14 protein-coding genes are annotated in these 16,144 nt (G+C 43.4%); 11 read left to right on the top strand and 3 right to left on the bottom strand.

Features of this window, described 5'->3' with window-relative positions:
• Nucleotides 1-99 precede the first annotated feature (99 nt).
• Nucleotides 100-1,830 (top strand): IS1634 family transposase, encoded by a 1,731-nt coding sequence (locus C1712_RS04430; protein ID WP_102266373.1) that lies wholly within the window; start codon nt 100-102, stop codon nt 1,828-1,830.
• A gap of 277 nt (nt 1,831-2,107) precedes the next feature.
• Here C1712_RS04430 and C1712_RS04425 read toward each other — a convergent pair whose 3' ends face one another.
• Entirely contained in the window at nt 2,108-2,308 is a 201-nt protein-coding gene (locus C1712_RS04425; protein WP_146003311.1) for a hypothetical protein, read from the bottom strand.
• Between the two features lie 159 nt (nt 2,309-2,467).
• Here C1712_RS04425 and C1712_RS04420 point away from each other — a divergent pair, with 159 nt between their 5' ends.
• A complete protein-coding gene (locus C1712_RS04420; protein WP_102266373.1) occupies nt 2,468-4,198 on the top strand; it encodes an IS1634 family transposase in 1,731 nt (576 codons plus the stop codon).
• Between the two features lie 336 nt (nt 4,199-4,534).
• Nucleotides 4,535-4,900 carry a hypothetical protein gene (locus C1712_RS04415; protein ID WP_102267166.1) on the top strand — a complete coding sequence of 122 codons (366 nt, stop codon included), beginning with the start codon at nt 4,535-4,537 and terminating at the stop codon, nt 4,898-4,900.
• 143 nt (nt 4,901-5,043) lie between these two features.
• Here the strand turns inward: C1712_RS04415 and C1712_RS04410 are convergent, their stop codons facing one another.
• Nucleotides 5,044-5,643, bottom strand: coding sequence for a PH domain-containing protein (locus C1712_RS04410; protein ID WP_102267164.1), 600 nt, complete (start codon nt 5,641-5,643; stop codon nt 5,044-5,046).
• Nucleotides 5,644-5,835: 192 nt separating this feature from the next.
• On the opposite strand from C1712_RS04410, the gene C1712_RS04405 reads away from it, so the two are divergent.
• The 8 genes from C1712_RS04405 to C1712_RS04370 all read left to right on the top strand — a co-directional run bounded on the left by C1712_RS04405 (nt 5,836) and on the right by C1712_RS04370 (nt 15,075).
• A complete protein-coding gene (locus C1712_RS04405; protein WP_102267162.1) occupies nt 5,836-6,069 on the top strand; it encodes a FeoA family protein in 234 nt (77 codons plus the stop codon).
• On the top strand, nt 6,054-8,066 hold the full coding sequence (gene feoB / locus C1712_RS04400; protein ID WP_102267160.1) for a ferrous iron transport protein B: 2,013 nt from the start codon (nt 6,054-6,056) through the stop codon (nt 8,064-8,066). Before C1712_RS04405 ends, feoB begins: the two co-directional genes overlap by 16 nt.
• Before the next feature lie 67 nt (nt 8,067-8,133).
• The gene (locus tag C1712_RS04395; RefSeq protein ID WP_245858059.1) at nt 8,134-9,489 is read left to right on the top strand and encodes an MATE family efflux transporter; all 1,356 of its coding nucleotides are present in this window, start codon (nt 8,134-8,136) and stop codon (nt 9,487-9,489) included.
• Nucleotides 9,490-9,748: 259 nt separating this feature from the next.
• Nucleotides 9,749-10,624, top strand: coding sequence for a YitT family protein (locus C1712_RS04390; protein WP_245858058.1), 876 nt, complete (start codon nt 9,749-9,751; stop codon nt 10,622-10,624).
• A 111-nt stretch (nt 10,625-10,735) separates the two neighbouring features.
• Nucleotides 10,736-11,359 (top strand): hypothetical protein, encoded by a 624-nt coding sequence (locus tag C1712_RS04385; RefSeq protein WP_102267158.1) that lies wholly within the window; start codon nt 10,736-10,738, stop codon nt 11,357-11,359.
• A gap of 120 nt (nt 11,360-11,479) precedes the next feature.
• Nucleotides 11,480-12,019, top strand: coding sequence for a PocR ligand-binding domain-containing protein (locus C1712_RS04380; RefSeq protein ID WP_245858057.1), 540 nt, complete (start codon nt 11,480-11,482; stop codon nt 12,017-12,019).
• A 156-nt stretch (nt 12,020-12,175) separates the two neighbouring features.
• A complete protein-coding gene (locus tag C1712_RS04375) occupies nt 12,176-13,759 on the top strand; it encodes an N-acetylmuramoyl-L-alanine amidase (protein ID WP_102267154.1) in 1,584 nt (527 codons plus the stop codon).
• Nucleotides 13,760-13,770: 11 nt separating this feature from the next.
• Complete coding sequence (locus C1712_RS04370) at nt 13,771-15,075, top strand: cadherin-like beta sandwich domain-containing protein (RefSeq protein WP_180963073.1); 1,305 nt, start codon at nt 13,771-13,773, stop codon at nt 15,073-15,075.
• Nucleotides 15,076-15,092: 17 nt separating this feature from the next.
• On the opposite strand, the gene C1712_RS04365 is transcribed toward C1712_RS04370, so the two are convergent.
• Nucleotides 15,093-16,004, bottom strand: a complete 912-nt coding sequence (locus C1712_RS04365; RefSeq protein ID WP_102267150.1) for an RluA family pseudouridine synthase — start codon at nt 16,002-16,004, stop codon at nt 15,093-15,095.
• Nucleotides 16,005-16,144 lie beyond the last annotated feature (140 nt).

Genomic DNA, 16,144 nt, shown 5'->3' with positions numbered 1-16,144 from the left:
ATCAAAAGCTTTTTTTATACTTTTTTTGTCAATTTTTTAGTTTTTGTATAGCGTATTGTGCCGTATTGTGTTATAATGTCGTTAGGTGGTGATCCTTCTATGCGTATCAATATTGTCAAATCTAAGAATGCTGAACAACTATATATTATTCACTCTTACAGAATAAACGGTAAGAATACTTCCAAAATCTATAAAAAACTTGGCTCTATGGATCAACTCCTTCCTCTTCATAACAATGATCGTGATCAGGTCCTTGCCTGGGCCAAAGAGCAGGCTCGTCTTGCTACCGAACAATATGATCAAGAAAATGAAAAAGTTTCTATATCTTTTCATCCTAATCTACATATCAAGAAAAATGAACAACATTCTTTTAATTGCGGTTATTTGTTTCTTCAATCTATTTGCTCTCAGCTTCGCTTCGATAATATCTTCCGCAACATGAAAACCCGTCATAACTTCACTTTCCCTATTCAATCCATCTTCTCCGATCTGATCTATTCTCGTATCCTTCATCCTTCCAGTAAAAAGAGCTCTTATGATTTCGCTCACACCTTGCTGGAACAGCCTAAATATGATATCCATCATATTTACAGAGCGTTATCTATTCTCGCTCAAGAATCTGATTATATTCAATCCGAAGTTTATAAGAACTCTCACTTCATTCATCATCGTAATACAAAGGTCCTTTATTATGACTGTACCAATTACTATTTTGAAATTGAAGAGGACGATGATTTAAGAAAATATGGAAAATCAAAAGAACATCGGCCAAATCCAATCGTTACGATGGGACTGTTTATGGATACCGACGGGATCCCTTTGGCTTTCGATCTGTATCCCGGTAATCAAAATGAACAGAAAACATTGAAGCCTTTAGAACAGAAGATCATTCGTGATTTTGATTGCAGTGAGTTTATCTATTGCAGTGATGCCGGTCTAGGTTCTCAAGATAATAAACTGTTCAATGATATGCAAGGACGTTCTTATGTTATTGCCCAATCCTTGAAGAAACTGAAGAAAGAAGATAGAGAAATTGCTTTGGATCCTACTCAATTTAGAAAAGTAGGAAGTAATCGATTGATCGATTTGCGTGAATTAGACGAAAGCGATCCATCTGTTTACGGAGAGATTTATTATAAAGAAGTACCTATCGAATCAAAGAAACTATCTGAAACGATGATCGTAACCTATTCGCCTAAATATCGTGCTTATCAAGCAAATATACGTCAAAAGCAATTAGAACGAGCACAAAAACTATTAAATACAAGCAAGAACATTAGAAAAGAGCGGAAGAACCCGAATGATCCGGCTAGATTCATAAAGAAAACATCCGTTACAGAATATGGAGAAGTCGCTGATCAAGTTATTTATGAACTAGATCAGGAAAAGATAGGACAAGAAGCAATGTATGATGGTTTCTATGCCGTTACAACGGATATAGATGGAAGCATAGAAGAAATTATTCAGATCAACCAAAGAAGATGGCAGATAGAAGAATGCTTTCGTATCATGAAAACAGAGTTTGAGGCAAGGCCGGTATATTTACAAAGAGAGGATCGGATCAAGGCGCATTTTCTGATCTGTTTCATATCACTATTGGTTTATCGTTTACTGGAAGAAAAGTTAGATAAGGAATATAGCGTAGAACAGATCATACATACATTACGAGAAATGAATGTATGTGAGATAGAAGGATATGGATATATACCGACTTATAAACGAACCGATCTAACAGACAAATTACATGAATTGTTTGGATTTTATACAGATACCCAGATTATCAAACAGAAGAAAATGAGAAATATTATCCACAAATCAAAGAACAGATAAAAAAATACCACATATCGTTACAAAACGAAAACTCAAGATTAGCCTTTATTTATCAGCTTTTCTTGAGTTTTTTCATTGTCTAGGTGTCAAACTTGGGATTATAACAAATTTCCTCTTTTTTTATAATCTTTCTGTTTTTTATATGTGGAAAGTGTAACTTATCTAATAAAAAAGAATCCGAAGAGCTTATCCGCTGTCAGATCGAATGACAACAAAGCTATCCCCGAATTCTTTATCCTATGTATATGGATAGGATGATCGAAAGAAAACACGGCTTCTAATGAACGGCGGCATTTTCTTCTATCGTTTGCATAGACGCATGCTCTTTTTCTTCCATTTGCTTGATCATTTCCCGTGCGATGATCGTCGAACAGTTGCCTAAACGCAATAAATATCCATCTTTTGATTCTAGGATGACATAAGCACCGGCCGCTTTTAATTCATCGAAATCAACTAAGCTGCGATCTTTCAAAGCCACGGTCATTTTATTCCGGGAGTTTGACACCTAAAAAAATAACAATATTCAAATAAAGGCTTAATCAAAAGCTTTTTTTATACTTTTTTTGTCAATTTTTTAGTTTTTGTATAGCGTATTGTGCCGTATTGTGTTATAATGTCGTTAGGTGGTGATCCTTCTATGCGTATCAATATTGTCAAATCTAAGAATGCTGAACAACTCTATATTATTCACTCTTACAGAATAAACGGTAAGAATACTTCCAAAATCTATAAAAAACTTGGCTCTATGGATCAACTCCTTCCTCTTCATAACAATGATCGTGATCAGGTCCTTGCCTGGGCCAAAGAGCAGGCTCGTCTTGCTACCGAACAATATGATCAAGAAAATGAAAAAGTTTCTATATCTTTTCATCCTAATCTACATATCAAGAAAAATGAACAACATTCTTTTAATTGCGGTTATTTGTTTCTTCAATCTATTTGCTCTCAGCTTCGCTTCGATAATATCTTCCGCAACATGAAAACCCGTCATAACTTCACTTTCCCTATTCAATCCATCTTCTCCGATCTGATCTATTCTCGTATCCTTCATCCTTCCAGTAAAAAGAGCTCTTATGATTTCGCTCACACCTTGCTGGAACAGCCTAAATATGATATCCATCATATTTACAGAGCGTTATCTATTCTCGCTCAAGAATCTGATTATATTCAATCCGAAGTTTATAAGAACTCTCACTTCATTCATCATCGTAATACAAAGGTCCTTTATTATGACTGTACCAATTACTATTTTGAAATTGAAGAGGACGATGATTTAAGAAAATATGGAAAATCAAAAGAACATCGGCCAAATCCAATCGTTACGATGGGACTGTTTATGGATACCGATGGGATCCCTTTGGCTTTCGATCTGTATCCCGGCAATCAAAATGAACAGAAAACATTGAAGCCTTTAGAACAGAAGATCATTCGTGATTTTGATTGCAGTGAGTTTATCTATTGCAGTGATGCCGGTCTAGGTTCTCAAGATAATAAACTGTTCAATGATATGCAAGGACGTTCTTATGTTATTGCCCAATCCTTGAAGAAACTGAAGAAAGAAGATAGAGAAATTGCTTTGGATCCTACTCAATTTAGAAAAGTAGGAAGTAATCGATTGATCGATTTGCGTGAATTAGACGAAAGCGATCCATCTGTTTACGGAGAGATTTATTATAAAGAAGTACCTATCGAATCAAAGAAACTATCTGAAACGATGATCGTAACCTATTCGCCTAAATATCGTGCTTATCAAGCAAATATACGTCAAAAGCAATTAGAACGAGCACAAAAACTATTAAATACAAGCAAGAACATTAGAAAAGAGCGGAAGAACCCGAATGATCCGGCTAGATTCATAAAGAAAACATCCGTTACAGAATATGGAGAAGTCGCTGATCAAGTTATTTATGAACTAGATCAGGAAAAGATAGGACAAGAAGCAATGTATGATGGTTTCTATGCCGTTACAACGGATATAGATGGAAGCATAGAAGAAATTATTCAGATCAACCAAAGAAGATGGCAGATAGAAGAATGCTTTCGTATCATGAAAACAGAGTTTGAGGCAAGGCCAGTATATTTACAAAGAGAGGATCGGATCAAGGCGCATTTTCTGATCTGTTTCATATCACTGTTGGTTTATCGTTTACTGGAAGAAAAGTTAGATAAGGAATATAGCGTAGAACAGATCATACATACATTACGAGAAATGAATGTATGTGAGATAGAAGGATATGGATATATACCGACTTATAAACGAACCGATCTAACAGACAAATTACATGAATTGTTTGGATTTTATACAGATACCCAGATTATCAAACAGAAGAAAATGAGAAATATTATCCACAAATCAAAGAACAGATAAAAAAATACCACATATCGTTACAAAACGAAAACTCAAGATTAGCCTTTATTTATCAGCTTTTCTTGAGTTTTTTCATTGTCTAGGTGTCAAACTTGGGATTATACCATTTCTATGCGGCAACGGGATAAAAAGTTCATAATTTTGCAAATTTGTTAGACGGCAAGCAGTGATTATGTGTGCATGATCATGTAAAACAGGCACTTTGAAACAATAAACAGGGAATAGAAATCGCTGTTTCGGTGTTTTGATAGAAATCGCTGTTTCGGTGTTTTATTTGACATTTATTCCCATAAATGATAGAATTACACACGTTTTGAAAGAGAGGATAGAACAATTATGAAAAACAGTAATGCAACTGCTTTGAAACTGATCGGCATGATTATGATCGTCTTTGGTTTGATTTATGCCGTTGTCGGCACGTTGGCGTTAATGGGTACGCTCAACAATGTCCTGCCGGGCCATGAAACACAAGAAGTGCTGGTTGTGGTATTGGCCTATGCCGTGGCTTTATTTGCGATCGTATGCGGAATCGCCTGTGTAAAAAACAGCACTGCTGTTGCGAAGGTATTGGGTGCGATCATTGCGGTCGTTGCGCTGGCATCTTTGCTTTATTTGCAGTTTACCCAAAATACATTCAGTATTGTGGACTGCGTGGCAGCTTGCTTCGGCGTTTCCATTTACGCTCTTGCATCTAAAAAATAAGCGCATGACGATAAAATGATGTGTAACATTTGTATGATTCTAATCAATCGGGGAAGAAAAAGAAACGGTTCATAGCTGCCGTTTCTTTTTCATTGGGAAATAGTTGCTCTGCTGTACCTTTTGCGAGGTGCTGCTGTCTGCGATCATCCCTTATATTTTGTTCGATATCCGTGGTTTTCTTCCGGTCTAAGATCATTTGGATACATGACATCGGAATAGATGTCTTTTTGCAGCTTTTTAACGAGCTGATATACTTCTGCATAATTAGCGATGCTGCCGATGGTCAATACGACCGGCATATTTCTTTTACCGATCTGATCGGTGGTGATCACGATGTCGCCGACATGGAACAGCTGATCAAATATGCCTCGGTGCAAGTCGATGCGGGAGAGCTCGGCAAAGGTTTTCGCGGCAAACTGCATCGCAAAGATCCCGCTTGAGAGATAGACTGCATGATCCGTTACGATATAATAAGTATTTTGATATTTTCTAATGGAAAAAATAACGCCAAAAAGATAAATCCACACCGGCATCATATGAAGCAGCATAAAGGGAATCAGAAATGTTTGCATGCCCACTATTCCCATTTGATTGAAAAAACTGAGATCAAAGATCGCCCATATGATCGCGACCGGCAGCAGCGGATGAAAGATACTTTCAAATAAAAAGCACTTTTTATCCGGTTTGCCTTCGTATAAGATCGTTTCCTCAGAACCGATCATCATTTTCAGTTCGTTTTTCATCGTTTTCACGCTCCTCATCCGCTTTCAAGTTTTCGCTATTGTAGCACAAAATGAAGCAAACCGCAATGTGCGCTGATACGCGAAGTTTGAGCAGCAGCACCGTGGAATCTGAAAAAAATGCGAAGATCGTACTGGGTCATTTCCCGCTTCCGAAAGCGCATGGTTTTCATATCATAGCATAGGAGGCGAAATATGAAGTTACCGGAAGCAAAACAAAATGAAACGGTCGAAATCATCGCGGTCAAAGCGCCGCCGCGTTTGTTAAGACGTTTTTATGATCTGGGATTTGTAAAAGGAAATCAGGTGCGTCCGGCATTTGTAAATCCTTTTGGCAATATGAAGGCGTATTGGATCCAAAACAGTCTGATTGCCTTGCGCAATGAGGATGGTGCAAGGATCGAGGTGAAGATATGTGGGCGGCAATAAAGCAGGCCAATGACGGGATCAATGAAAAACTAAGCCGCCGCAGAGTCGTTTTGTGCGGTAATCCCAATGTAGGGAAAAGCACGGTGTTCAACGCTTTGACCAAGATGCGTCAGCACACGGGAAACTGGCCGGGGAAAACGGTGGAATTGGCAAGCGGCACATGCCTTTATAAAGATACGCTGATTGAATTGGTCGATCTGCCGGGTACCTACTCTTTGTTCCCACATTCACAGGAAGAATCGATCAGTGCACAGTGTTTGATGGAAAAAGCATTTGATCTTTGTGTCATCGTCTGTGATGCGACGCTGTTAAGGCGCAATCTGCATCTCGTGTTTCAAGTGCTGGAACTGGGGATTCCCTGTATGATCGTCCTGAATTTGATCGATGAAGCAAAGCGCAGGCAGATAAAGATCGATACCCAACGGCTTGCTTCGCTGCTTGGCTGTGAGGTGGTTGCCGTAAGTGCGACCCATAAAAAAAGTTTACAGGCGCTCAAGCAGGCGATCGCAGAGCATCCCTTGCATAAAAATACCTTCTCGCTTCCATACCGCAAAGAAGTGGAGGAAGAATTGCAGGTGCTGGAAGTGCACTATCCATCTCGTTTTGAGGCGCTGGCAGCTTTGTGTGATGAAAAAAGCCGGGATCTGAAAGTGCTTGTTTCACAAAAACGCTTAAAAGACAAGCAAGTGGGAAACGGTTATGATCTGGTCGCTGCCGCTTATCAGGAAAAAGCGACGCAGATCTTATTGCAGACAGAACAAAAGACCGATAAGCTGCCGCTTTCTAAGTTTGATCGGCTGGCGACGCATCGTGTCTACGGCATCTTGTTGATGCTGGTCATGCTGTTTGTCGTTTTCTGGATCACGATGGAAGGAGCGAATCTGCCAAGCGCCTGGCTTTCCGCATTATTTCGGGAACTGGAAGCGGTTTTGTTAGCAGGCTGTGAAAAGGTGCATATGCCATGGCTTTGGCAGTCTTTTCTGGTGCAGGGCATTTTTCGTACGGTAGGCTGGGTCGTTTCTGTCATGCTGCCGCCAATGCTGATCTTTTTTCCGCTGTTTACGTTTTTAGAGGATCTTGGTTATTTACCGCGTGTGGCGTTTCAGCTGGATGGGGCATTTGCGAAAAGCGGTGCATGTGGGAAGCAGGCTTTGACGATGTGCATGGGGTTTGGGTGCAATGCGGTAGGGGTAAGCGGCGCCCGTATCATTGATGGCAGAAAGGAGCGGGAGCTGGCGATCCTTACCAACGCATTTGTTCCCTGCAATGGCCGTTTTCCTACGCTCATTGCGCTGATTACGATCTTTTTTACGACGATGCGCCATACTTGGATCGATTCGGTGCTGGCAGCTTTGTTTTTATGCTTATTTATTCTGCTCTCGATTGCAGTGACCCTTGTGATAAATCGGATCCTGTCGCGTACGCTATATCGTGATACGCCCGCTTCTTTTGCATTAGAACTGCCACCGTATCGCCGTCCGCAGCTTTTACAGATCCTGGTGCGCTCTTTTTGCGATCGCACGCTGAAGGTATTAGGCAGAGCAGTGGCTGCGGCATTTTTCGGCGGTATCTTCCTATGGGTATTAAGCAATGTGATGGTGGAACAGCAGTCGCTGTTTCAAGCGGCAGCGAATTGGCTGGATCCTTTTGCTCATCTGCTTGGCATGGATGGAGTGATCCTGCTGGCGTTTTTTCTGGGATTTCCCGCTAATGAAATCGTTTTGCCGATCGTGATGATGGGCTATACGGCAAGCGGTGTCATGATGGAGCTGGGCAGCTTTACATTGCTGCGGGAACTGTTTATCGCCAACGGCTGGACTTGGATCAGTGCCCTTTGCGTCATGCTTTTTTCGCTCTTTCACTTTCCCTGCGCGACGACTTTGATGACGATCTATCGGGAAAGCGGCTCTAAGCGTTTGACCGTGCTGGCATTTTTCATTCCTTTGTGTATCGGTGTTTTACTCTGTATCGGTGTGCACCTGCTTGCTTCTTTATAAAGACGAAAGGAATAGATGGTAGTTGTCAGGGATAGGGAGGTATGATAAAATCTTGAGCCATAGGGTGATGAAGATGAAAGATATGACAAGTGGAAATCCATTGAAACTGATTCTTTTTTTCAGTGTGCCGATCTTGTTTGGAAATGTGTTTCAGCAGCTGTATCTGATGGCGGATACAATGATCGTCGGACAGTTTCTCGGTGTGGATCCGTTGGCGGCAATGGGCGCCAGTACAACGGTTGCCAATTTGGTAATCGGTTTTTGCAATGGGATGGCGACGGGCGTCGGTATTTTGGTTGCGCAGTTCTTCGGTGCAAGAAATGAGCGAGGGATGAAACAGGCGACCGCCGGCAGTTATGTGATCTGTTTCAGCGCGTCGATCTTATTGTGCGTCATTTCCATCGCTTTGGCAAGGCCGATCCTGCTTTTATTAAAGACCCCGGCTTCCATTTTAGATATGGCTGCGCTTTATTTGGTGATCATCATGGCAGGGATCGTCGTTACGATGCTCTACAATCTGTTTGCGAGTCTGCTGCGCTGTGTCGGCGATGCCAAAACACCGCTGTATTTTCTGATCATCGCCAGTATTCTCAATGTCGTGCTCGATTATGTGCTGGTGGCGATCATTCCGCTTGGCATTGCCGGTGCGGCGCTTGCGACCGTGATCGCACAGGCTTTGGCAACGCTGCTGTGCTTTCTTTATATCCGGCGCCGTTATCCGCTTTTTCTAGTGAAGCGAAGTGATTTCCGCTTGGAAAAAGAGCTGTTTGTCAAGCAGCTTACGATGGGGATCTCGATGGGCTTGATGAATTCGATCGTTTCCATCGGTACGCTGGTGTTACAAAGCGCAGTCAATCAGTTGGGCAAGATGACGATTGCGGCACATACGGCGGCACGTAAGATCGTGGAGATGCTGATGCAGCCCTTCATCAGTCTCGGCATTGCGGTTACGACATTTGTTTCGCAAAATCTGGGTGCCAATCAATTGTCACGTATTTTAGAAGGTGTCAAAAAAAGCGTCTGGGTTTCATTTGTCTGGGCAGCAGCGGTCATTGTGCTGTCCTTTAGCGCCGCTTCCTTTCTCATCGGTTTTCTGATCGATGGGAAACATCGTGAAGTCGTGGAACCGGCTGTTTTTTATACACAGATCATGAGTCTTTTTTACTTTGCGCTTGCCTTGCTGTTTCTTTACCGCAGTGCGCTGCAGGGGCTTGGCAACGGTACGGTACCGATCGTATCTTCGATCATTGAGATGCTGGTCAAGATCATCGTTACCTTTACGCTGGTGCCTGCATGCGGCTATCTCGGCGTTGCGCTGGCGGAGCCGATTTCGTGGTGTCTGATGGCAATCGTGCTGGTAGGCTGTTTTTATCGCAACATGCGTGTGCGAAAGACGGATCAAAGTACGCGCATCGATCGATGAGGCTGTTTTTTAGAATAGAAGATTGCGTTTATCCATAAGAAAGTGCACAGCATTTGATCGTATATGCACACCCGGATAAACAGCACCTGCCTATTGCCATCCGCTTAGATGGACAGGATCCACTTCCTTTTGTTTTATATCTGCCGCTTTCATAAGCAAGGACTGATTCCTTGCAGGCAAAAACCGGGCTGCTACTTGCATATGTGAGAATTTTGAGTATAATAAGGATAGCTTAGGCAGGGGAAATGAGGATATAGTTATGGCCCAAAGTGAGTACATGTATAAAAAACAGCCGGTTGCATTAACGCTTCTTTGCGTCGTTGCCGGTGCGCTGATCTCAGCGCTCAACATCAACAGTTTCGTCAATGCCGGCGGGCTTTTTCCAAGCGGCTTCAACGGTCTGACCATTTTGATCCAGCGTATTTTTTCAACTTTCTTTAATCTGGAAGTACCTTTTACCGCAATCAACATTTTATTGAATGTGGTGCCGGCGATCATCGCTTATAAGATCATCGGTAAAAAGTTTACCCTGTTTTCCTGTCTGATGATCGGATTATCCAGCGTATTTGTCGATGTGCTTCCGCTTTCTTCCATTACGTATGATCCGTTGCTGATCGGCGTATTCGGCGGTATTTTCAACGGTTTGGCAATTTCGATCGCCTTAAAGGGCAATGCCAGCAGCGGCGGTACGGATTTTATCGCAATGTCAGTCAGCGTGAAGACCAACCTTTCCACCTGGAACTATGTATTTGCCTTTAATGTATGCGTTTTGATCATCGCCGGCTATTTGTTCGGCTGGGATAAGGCGCTTTATTCCATTATCTTTCAGTTTTGTTCTACACAGGTCATCAATCTGCTGCATCAAAAATATAAACAGATGACCTTGTTTGTCATAACCGACATTCCCGATCAGCTATGTGAGGAATTGTTGATCTATACCCATCACGGCATTACCCGCTTTGATGGGGAAGGCGCATACTCCAGAAGAAAACATACGCTTCTTTATACGGTCGTAGGACGCGGGGAGGCGAAACAGATCATCCGCAAAATCAAAGAGATCGACCCCAATGCATTTGTCAATGTCGCTAAGACCGAATATGTAGAAGGGCGTTTCCATCAAGCACCGATCGAATAAAAAGGCAGCTGCCTTTTTTTATGTGAGGACAGTGCGATTTTAATCTTTTCGGTTGCAATATCAAAGCAGACACGCTATGATTAAGAAAACATAAAGAAAAGAGGATAGGTTATGATTAAAATTGATAAAACAAGCGTCATGAATTTAGAAAATGCGATGCGCGGCGCCCGTAATCCGATGAATAGCTGGAATCGTCAGGATTCTTATTATGATGAGAAAGGCAATTATGTGCTGGGACCAAATGATTTGGATCTGGCAAAGCGTCTTGCCAAAGCCGGCAGCGATCATCGTAAATTTATCCGACAGATCTTTGTATCCGTTGATTTCAATGCACCGCTTTACTGGTGGAAAGAATTTGATACCTATAAGGTGGGGACGGTGGCAAACTCCACCTCAACGATGCATAAAATTGCGTCTAAGCCTTTTACGATGGATGACTGTTCGCATGATAAAATGAACGAAACGGCGCTGCGTTCTTTATCTCAGGTGATCGAAACCTTAGAGGCGTTAAGACAGGCTTATCTGGAAACAAAAGATAAGGAGCTTTGGTACAGCATGATCCAGCTGCTGCCGAGTTCCTACAATCAGCTGCGTACGGTAACGATGAATTATGAAACACTGGTAAATATCTACCATGCCCGCAAGCATCATAAATTAGCGGAGTGGCATGTTGTATGTGAGTGGATCGAAACACTGCCTTATGCAAAGGATCTCATTACGTTTGAAAACGAGTAGGAGCGTATGGGCGTCATGTCGCCATGCGCTTTTCTTTAGGAAGCGCACAGATAATGAAACGATGGGGCGTAGGTGTCGGTTTGATAAAGTATTGCATGCGATAAAAAACAATGGTAAAATATGACAGTTCGGATGGAATGGGGTGATGTTATGGATCTGGAATTCAAATACTGTATTGAAAAAGCATTAAACGACTACCAGCGATTGACCGGTTTGCGCGGTTATATCGTTATGGATAACGAGGACATCAACAGCGCCAGTGAGCGCAATTACTTTTGTAAATGCTTAAAGACCAGCACAAAAGCGCTGCAGGAATGTGAAATCTGTACGCTTGAAACCTTTCATGCTGTCAAAAACGCACAGAAGGAAATGACGTATTGCTGCCATGCGGGACTGATCAAATGGGCAGTGCCGGTAAAAGACGGCGCAAACAGCTGTGTGGTAATGGCGGAGGGCGTGGTTTCCAGTAAACAGTTAGAGGAAAGCCGTGATTGGATCCGTCATTTGAAAGAAACCTATGATGTGGACGACAAAGTGATGGAAAAGGCATTTCAGGTCGTGAAAGTGCTGAATCAAAGTGAAATGGACGCTTCGATCCAACTGTTAAAGGATTTGATTCGCTTTCATCTGCACTATCATCGTTCTACGATTACCGTATAAAAAGCCTTGTTGAAATGGGCCTGTCGCTTGGGCAGCTAAGTGACAGTGTCCTTTCATAAGGGCTTTTTTTAATGAGAAACGCACTTGCCATACTTGTATTATTTTGTAAAAGAAGCTAGAATAATAAATAAGAAACATAAGGGGATAGGTGATCATGTGAAACGGATAAAAGCTGTGTTCTTTTTGGTGCTTGCGCTTTGCTGTATGGGAAATTCGATCATTTTGGCTCATGAAACAGAGATAGATGATGAGGCAGCACCGCAAAACGATGAATTGACAAACGGATATGAGCATTTTGGTGAAGGGAGCGGAAAAGCTAGGGCTTCTTTTTTTCGCACCGGCACATGGATCATATCTTATCAGGGAAAGGTGTATCAGGCTGATCGAAGAAGCGTCGTATATGAGGCGGGAAGGGGCAATATCTCTGTCTACCATGTACCAAATCTAGGCGATATCAAAAGCTATCAGGCCGATGCGAATACCGATATAACGGAGATCAGCGAGATCGCCCCGAGAACGATCGTGTTTAATAAAGCAAGACCGCTTTATCGACAGCCGATCTTTCAAAACCAGCATAAGATGGGATCGATCCCGGCGGGGAAGTACACGGTAACGAAAGTAGGCTGCGAATGGGTCTATTTAGAGTATGAAGCGGGGAAATATGCGTGGGTCAATACGAATTACAGTGCTTACGGCACATGGGAAGGGGACAGTGATGCTTATTTTGAAGGGATCATCGACACTTTGAGCGTCAATGACATTCGCGGCATTCCCCTTACGCGGCAGATCATTCCGATCAGAGTCAACAACCGTGCCAATACGCCGATGGTGCCGCTGTATGTAACGATCCATAATACAGCGAATTACAGTGCCGGGGCAAACGCACAGGCGCATGCGAATTTACAGTCTAATGGAAACGGCGGTTCTTATACGTCATGGCATTTTACCGTAGACGATCATTCGATCTTTCAAAGCCTGCCGATGAGCGAGATCGCTTATCATGCCGGCGATGGCATGGGAATGGGGAATGGCAGAACGGTTGCGATCGAAATCTGTGAAAATGCGGACGGCAATTATGCAAAGGCGGAGCAGAACGCCGCCCTATTGACGGCACGGATCTTATTTGAGCTGGGCTTGCCTGCGGATGCGGTGAAGCAGCATCATGACTGGTCCGGGAAAAACTGTCCGCAGAATATTATCGAAATGAGCGATCATTCGATGGGCTGGGATGGCTTCAAGCGCGCCGTTGCGCAGGAATATGCGAAAATAGAAGCAGAAACAATCAAGTTCGATCCAAATGCGCCGGCCGGCAGCGAAGCGTATCTGAATGCCGCGGGATTGCACTATATGAGCGAAACGGTCTCCGGTATCGCCTTGAATACCGCACCGCTTGCATTGGTGGAAAAAGTAAAGCAGGGCGGTGAGGGGAGCGTTGCTCTGTATGATAAAGCGGGAAATGTAAAAACAGATGGAATCGTGGTAACCGGCGATGTATTGAAGATTGAGGAAGCGGATCAAAGCTTTGCTTTCACATGTGTGATCAAGGGGGATCTGAATGGGGATGGCAAGATCAATGCGGTAGATTATGTCTTGTTGGAAAATCATATCGTCAAGACCCAGCCGCTGCGGGACGCTTACTTTTTTGCGGGAGATGTTAACCAGGATCAAAAAGTATCGGCGATCGACTATGTGATGATGGAAAATCATATCATGAAAATCGCCCTGATCGATCAGAAATAAGGAGCAGAATGATGAAAAACAGAAAAAGAGTAACAGTGATTGCGGTCACGGCAATATTTGGCCTTTTGATGCGTGTATCGGCATGGGCAGTCGGTTTTGGCTTGTCTGCCAGCAGCGGCAGTGTCGCGCCTAATGGGACATTTACGGTAACGATCAGCGGCGCCAGAGGTTTATTTCAGATCACTACGGAGAATGGCAGCGCTCCTGCTTCGACGATGTGCGGCATGAGCGGGGGCTGTTCGTTTCAGGTAACTGCCGGCAGTGCGGGAACGACGAGGGTAACGGTCAGTCCGATCGATGCGGCGACTTCATCGACAACCCCGGAGGAAGTCAATGAAAGCCGTTCTGTCAGTGTTGCGATCACTTCGCCAAATAACAATACCACAGGAAGCAGGCCTTCCGGTAATACGCAGAAGCCGGCAGAAACGGATCATCGCAGCACCAATAACGCTCTGGCTTCTTTGGGCGTTTCCAAAGGTACGCTGCAGCCGGCATTTTCCCCGGAGGTAACGGAATATAAAATATCGCTGCCAAGCGATGCGACCGAAATCGAAGTGGATGCACAGGCTGCCGATGCCAAAGCGAGCGTCAGTGGGATTGGCAAAAAGGCACTAAAAGCAGGCGACAATGTATTGGAAATCATCTGTACCGCGGAAAATCAGACGACAAAAACGTATCGCATCATTGTGCATGTAGATGAAAAGCCGCTGGTCTTTGTCAAATACCAAGGAAAGAAGCTGGGCTTTGTACGCAATGTGGACGATGTGAGCATTCCTTCCGGTTTTACGGCCAAGACCATCAGCGTGAATGGGGAAAGCGTATCGGCATGGGAACGTGAAGAACCGAAGCAGACATTGGTATATTTAGTGGATGACGATAATCATAAGGATTTCTATTTATATGATGAAAAGGAAGGCGTTACTTCCCTCTATCGTCCGATTCAGTTGGGCGGAAGAAATTTCGTCATGATCGATGTGCCGAAGAAACTGCAAAAGCAAAGCGGCTTGACTTATCAGCGTTTTACGCTTGAAGAAATGTCTTTCTATGGATGGAAATACGAAAACCAGGCTTTAGAAAACTATTATGTGCTCTATTTGATGGATGGCAAAGGCAATGCCGCTTTCTATCAGTATGAAGCAAGCGAGCAGACATTGCAGTTATATAATGGAAATGTGGCGACGCAGGAGCAGTTAAGCGAAGAACAGACGCGCGGTGATCAGGCGATGCTTTGGTGCTATGGCACTGCGGGTGTCGCGGGCGTGCTCTTGCTTGCGCTGGGCGGTTTTGTCTATTACGTGAAAAAAGGGAAAAAATAAAATGCGGGTGATCACGGTCAGCGTGGTCTCCGCATTTCTTTTGGCAGAAATTGTGCAAGATCATCGGGAAGCGCCGCATGAATGATGATCTGCTTTTGTAAAAAAGGGTGATAGAAGGATAAGCAATCCGCATGCAGAGCGGTCCTGGCAATACGCTTGGACGCTTTTCCATAAAGCGGATCACCTAACAGCGCATGTCTTTGATCGGCACAGTGCACTCTGATCTGATGTGTTCTGCCACTCGCTAATTGACAGCGCATGACGCTGTATTGTTTATTAGGATCGCAGTAAAGCGTGGTAAAGGTCGTTTTGGCATATTGCCCCTGTTTGGAAACACGTCTTTTCTTGCTGTGGCGATCTTTTGCGATTGCTTTCTCCACGATAAATGATCGGCATTTCCAATATCCTTCCACGACTGCCAGATACTCCCGCTTGATTGCTTTAGCAGACATCATCTGATCAAAAAGCGGCTGCAAGATTTCACTTTTACAAAATAAAACGATGCCGCTGGTATCATAATCCAGGCGATGCAGCGGATGAATGGCACATGCCTGGCCAGTGTCGTAAAAATAGCGCGCGACCAGATCACATAAAGTGATCGCGGCGTTCCCGTCATCATGCACCAACAGCTCGCTTTGTTTATAAACAGCCAATAAAAAGGCGTCCTCATAAAGAACAAAATCATCTTGGATCAAAGGTTCTGTATGTGAAAGCGGCTTGATCACCGCGCTGTCTGCATATAAGCGCAAGGAAAGCCTGCCTTTTAACGGCGTTCTTCGATTCACCGGTTTTCCATCTAATAAGATCCATTTATTTTGGATCAAAAGATGCTGGTATTTTTTGGATGGGATGTAAGCGTCGAAGAAATCCTGTATCGTCGAAAAAGCAGCAAGCAGTTCTTCGCTCGGGTAATAGTATTTGTTTTTCATGACAATACCATAGCAAAGCAAAGGAAAAAAGGCAATGCTTTTTTGCGGTGATCATATAAAATCATACGGTTCTTTCGATTCTTGATTTGTATGCGGGGAAAATATGCTATAATAAAGCAGACAGTTGGGTTTTCTGATGC

Source organism: Massilicoli timonensis, assembly GCF_900199515.1.
GTDB lineage: Bacteria > Bacillota_I > Bacilli_A > Erysipelotrichales > Erysipelotrichaceae > Massilicoli > Massilicoli timonensis.
This window is presented reverse-complemented; position numbering and strand designations above follow the sequence as displayed.

Excerpts from the sequence above, each read along its gene's own strand:
- C1712_RS04390 (WP_245858058.1), top strand. The coding sequence starts at position 9,749 with ATGGCCCAAAGTGAGTACATGTATAAAAAACAGCCGGTTGCATTAACG.
- C1712_RS04370 (WP_180963073.1), top strand. The coding sequence starts at position 13,771 with ATGAAAAACAGAAAAAGAGTAACAGTGATTGCGGTCACGGCAATATTT.
- C1712_RS04365 (WP_102267150.1), bottom strand. The coding sequence starts at position 16,004 with ATGAAAAACAAATACTATTACCCGAGCGAAGAACTGCTTGCTGCTTTT.
- C1712_RS04410 (WP_102267164.1), bottom strand. The coding sequence starts at position 5,643 with ATGAAAAACGAACTGAAAATGATGATCGGTTCTGAGGAAACGATCTTA.
- C1712_RS04395 (WP_245858059.1), top strand. The coding sequence starts at position 8,134 with ATGAAGATGAAAGATATGACAAGTGGAAATCCATTGAAACTGATTCTT.
- C1712_RS04430 (WP_102266373.1), top strand. The coding sequence starts at position 100 with ATGCGTATCAATATTGTCAAATCTAAGAATGCTGAACAACTATATATT.
- C1712_RS04385 (WP_102267158.1), top strand. The coding sequence starts at position 10,736 with ATGATTAAAATTGATAAAACAAGCGTCATGAATTTAGAAAATGCGATG.
- feoB (WP_102267160.1), top strand. The coding sequence starts at position 6,054 with ATGTGGGCGGCAATAAAGCAGGCCAATGACGGGATCAATGAAAAACTA.
- C1712_RS04380 (WP_245858057.1), top strand. The coding sequence starts at position 11,480 with ATGACAGTTCGGATGGAATGGGGTGATGTTATGGATCTGGAATTCAAA.
- C1712_RS04415 (WP_102267166.1), top strand. The coding sequence starts at position 4,535 with ATGAAAAACAGTAATGCAACTGCTTTGAAACTGATCGGCATGATTATG.
- C1712_RS04420 (WP_102266373.1), top strand. The coding sequence starts at position 2,468 with ATGCGTATCAATATTGTCAAATCTAAGAATGCTGAACAACTCTATATT.
- C1712_RS04405 (WP_102267162.1), top strand. The coding sequence starts at position 5,836 with ATGAAGTTACCGGAAGCAAAACAAAATGAAACGGTCGAAATCATCGCG.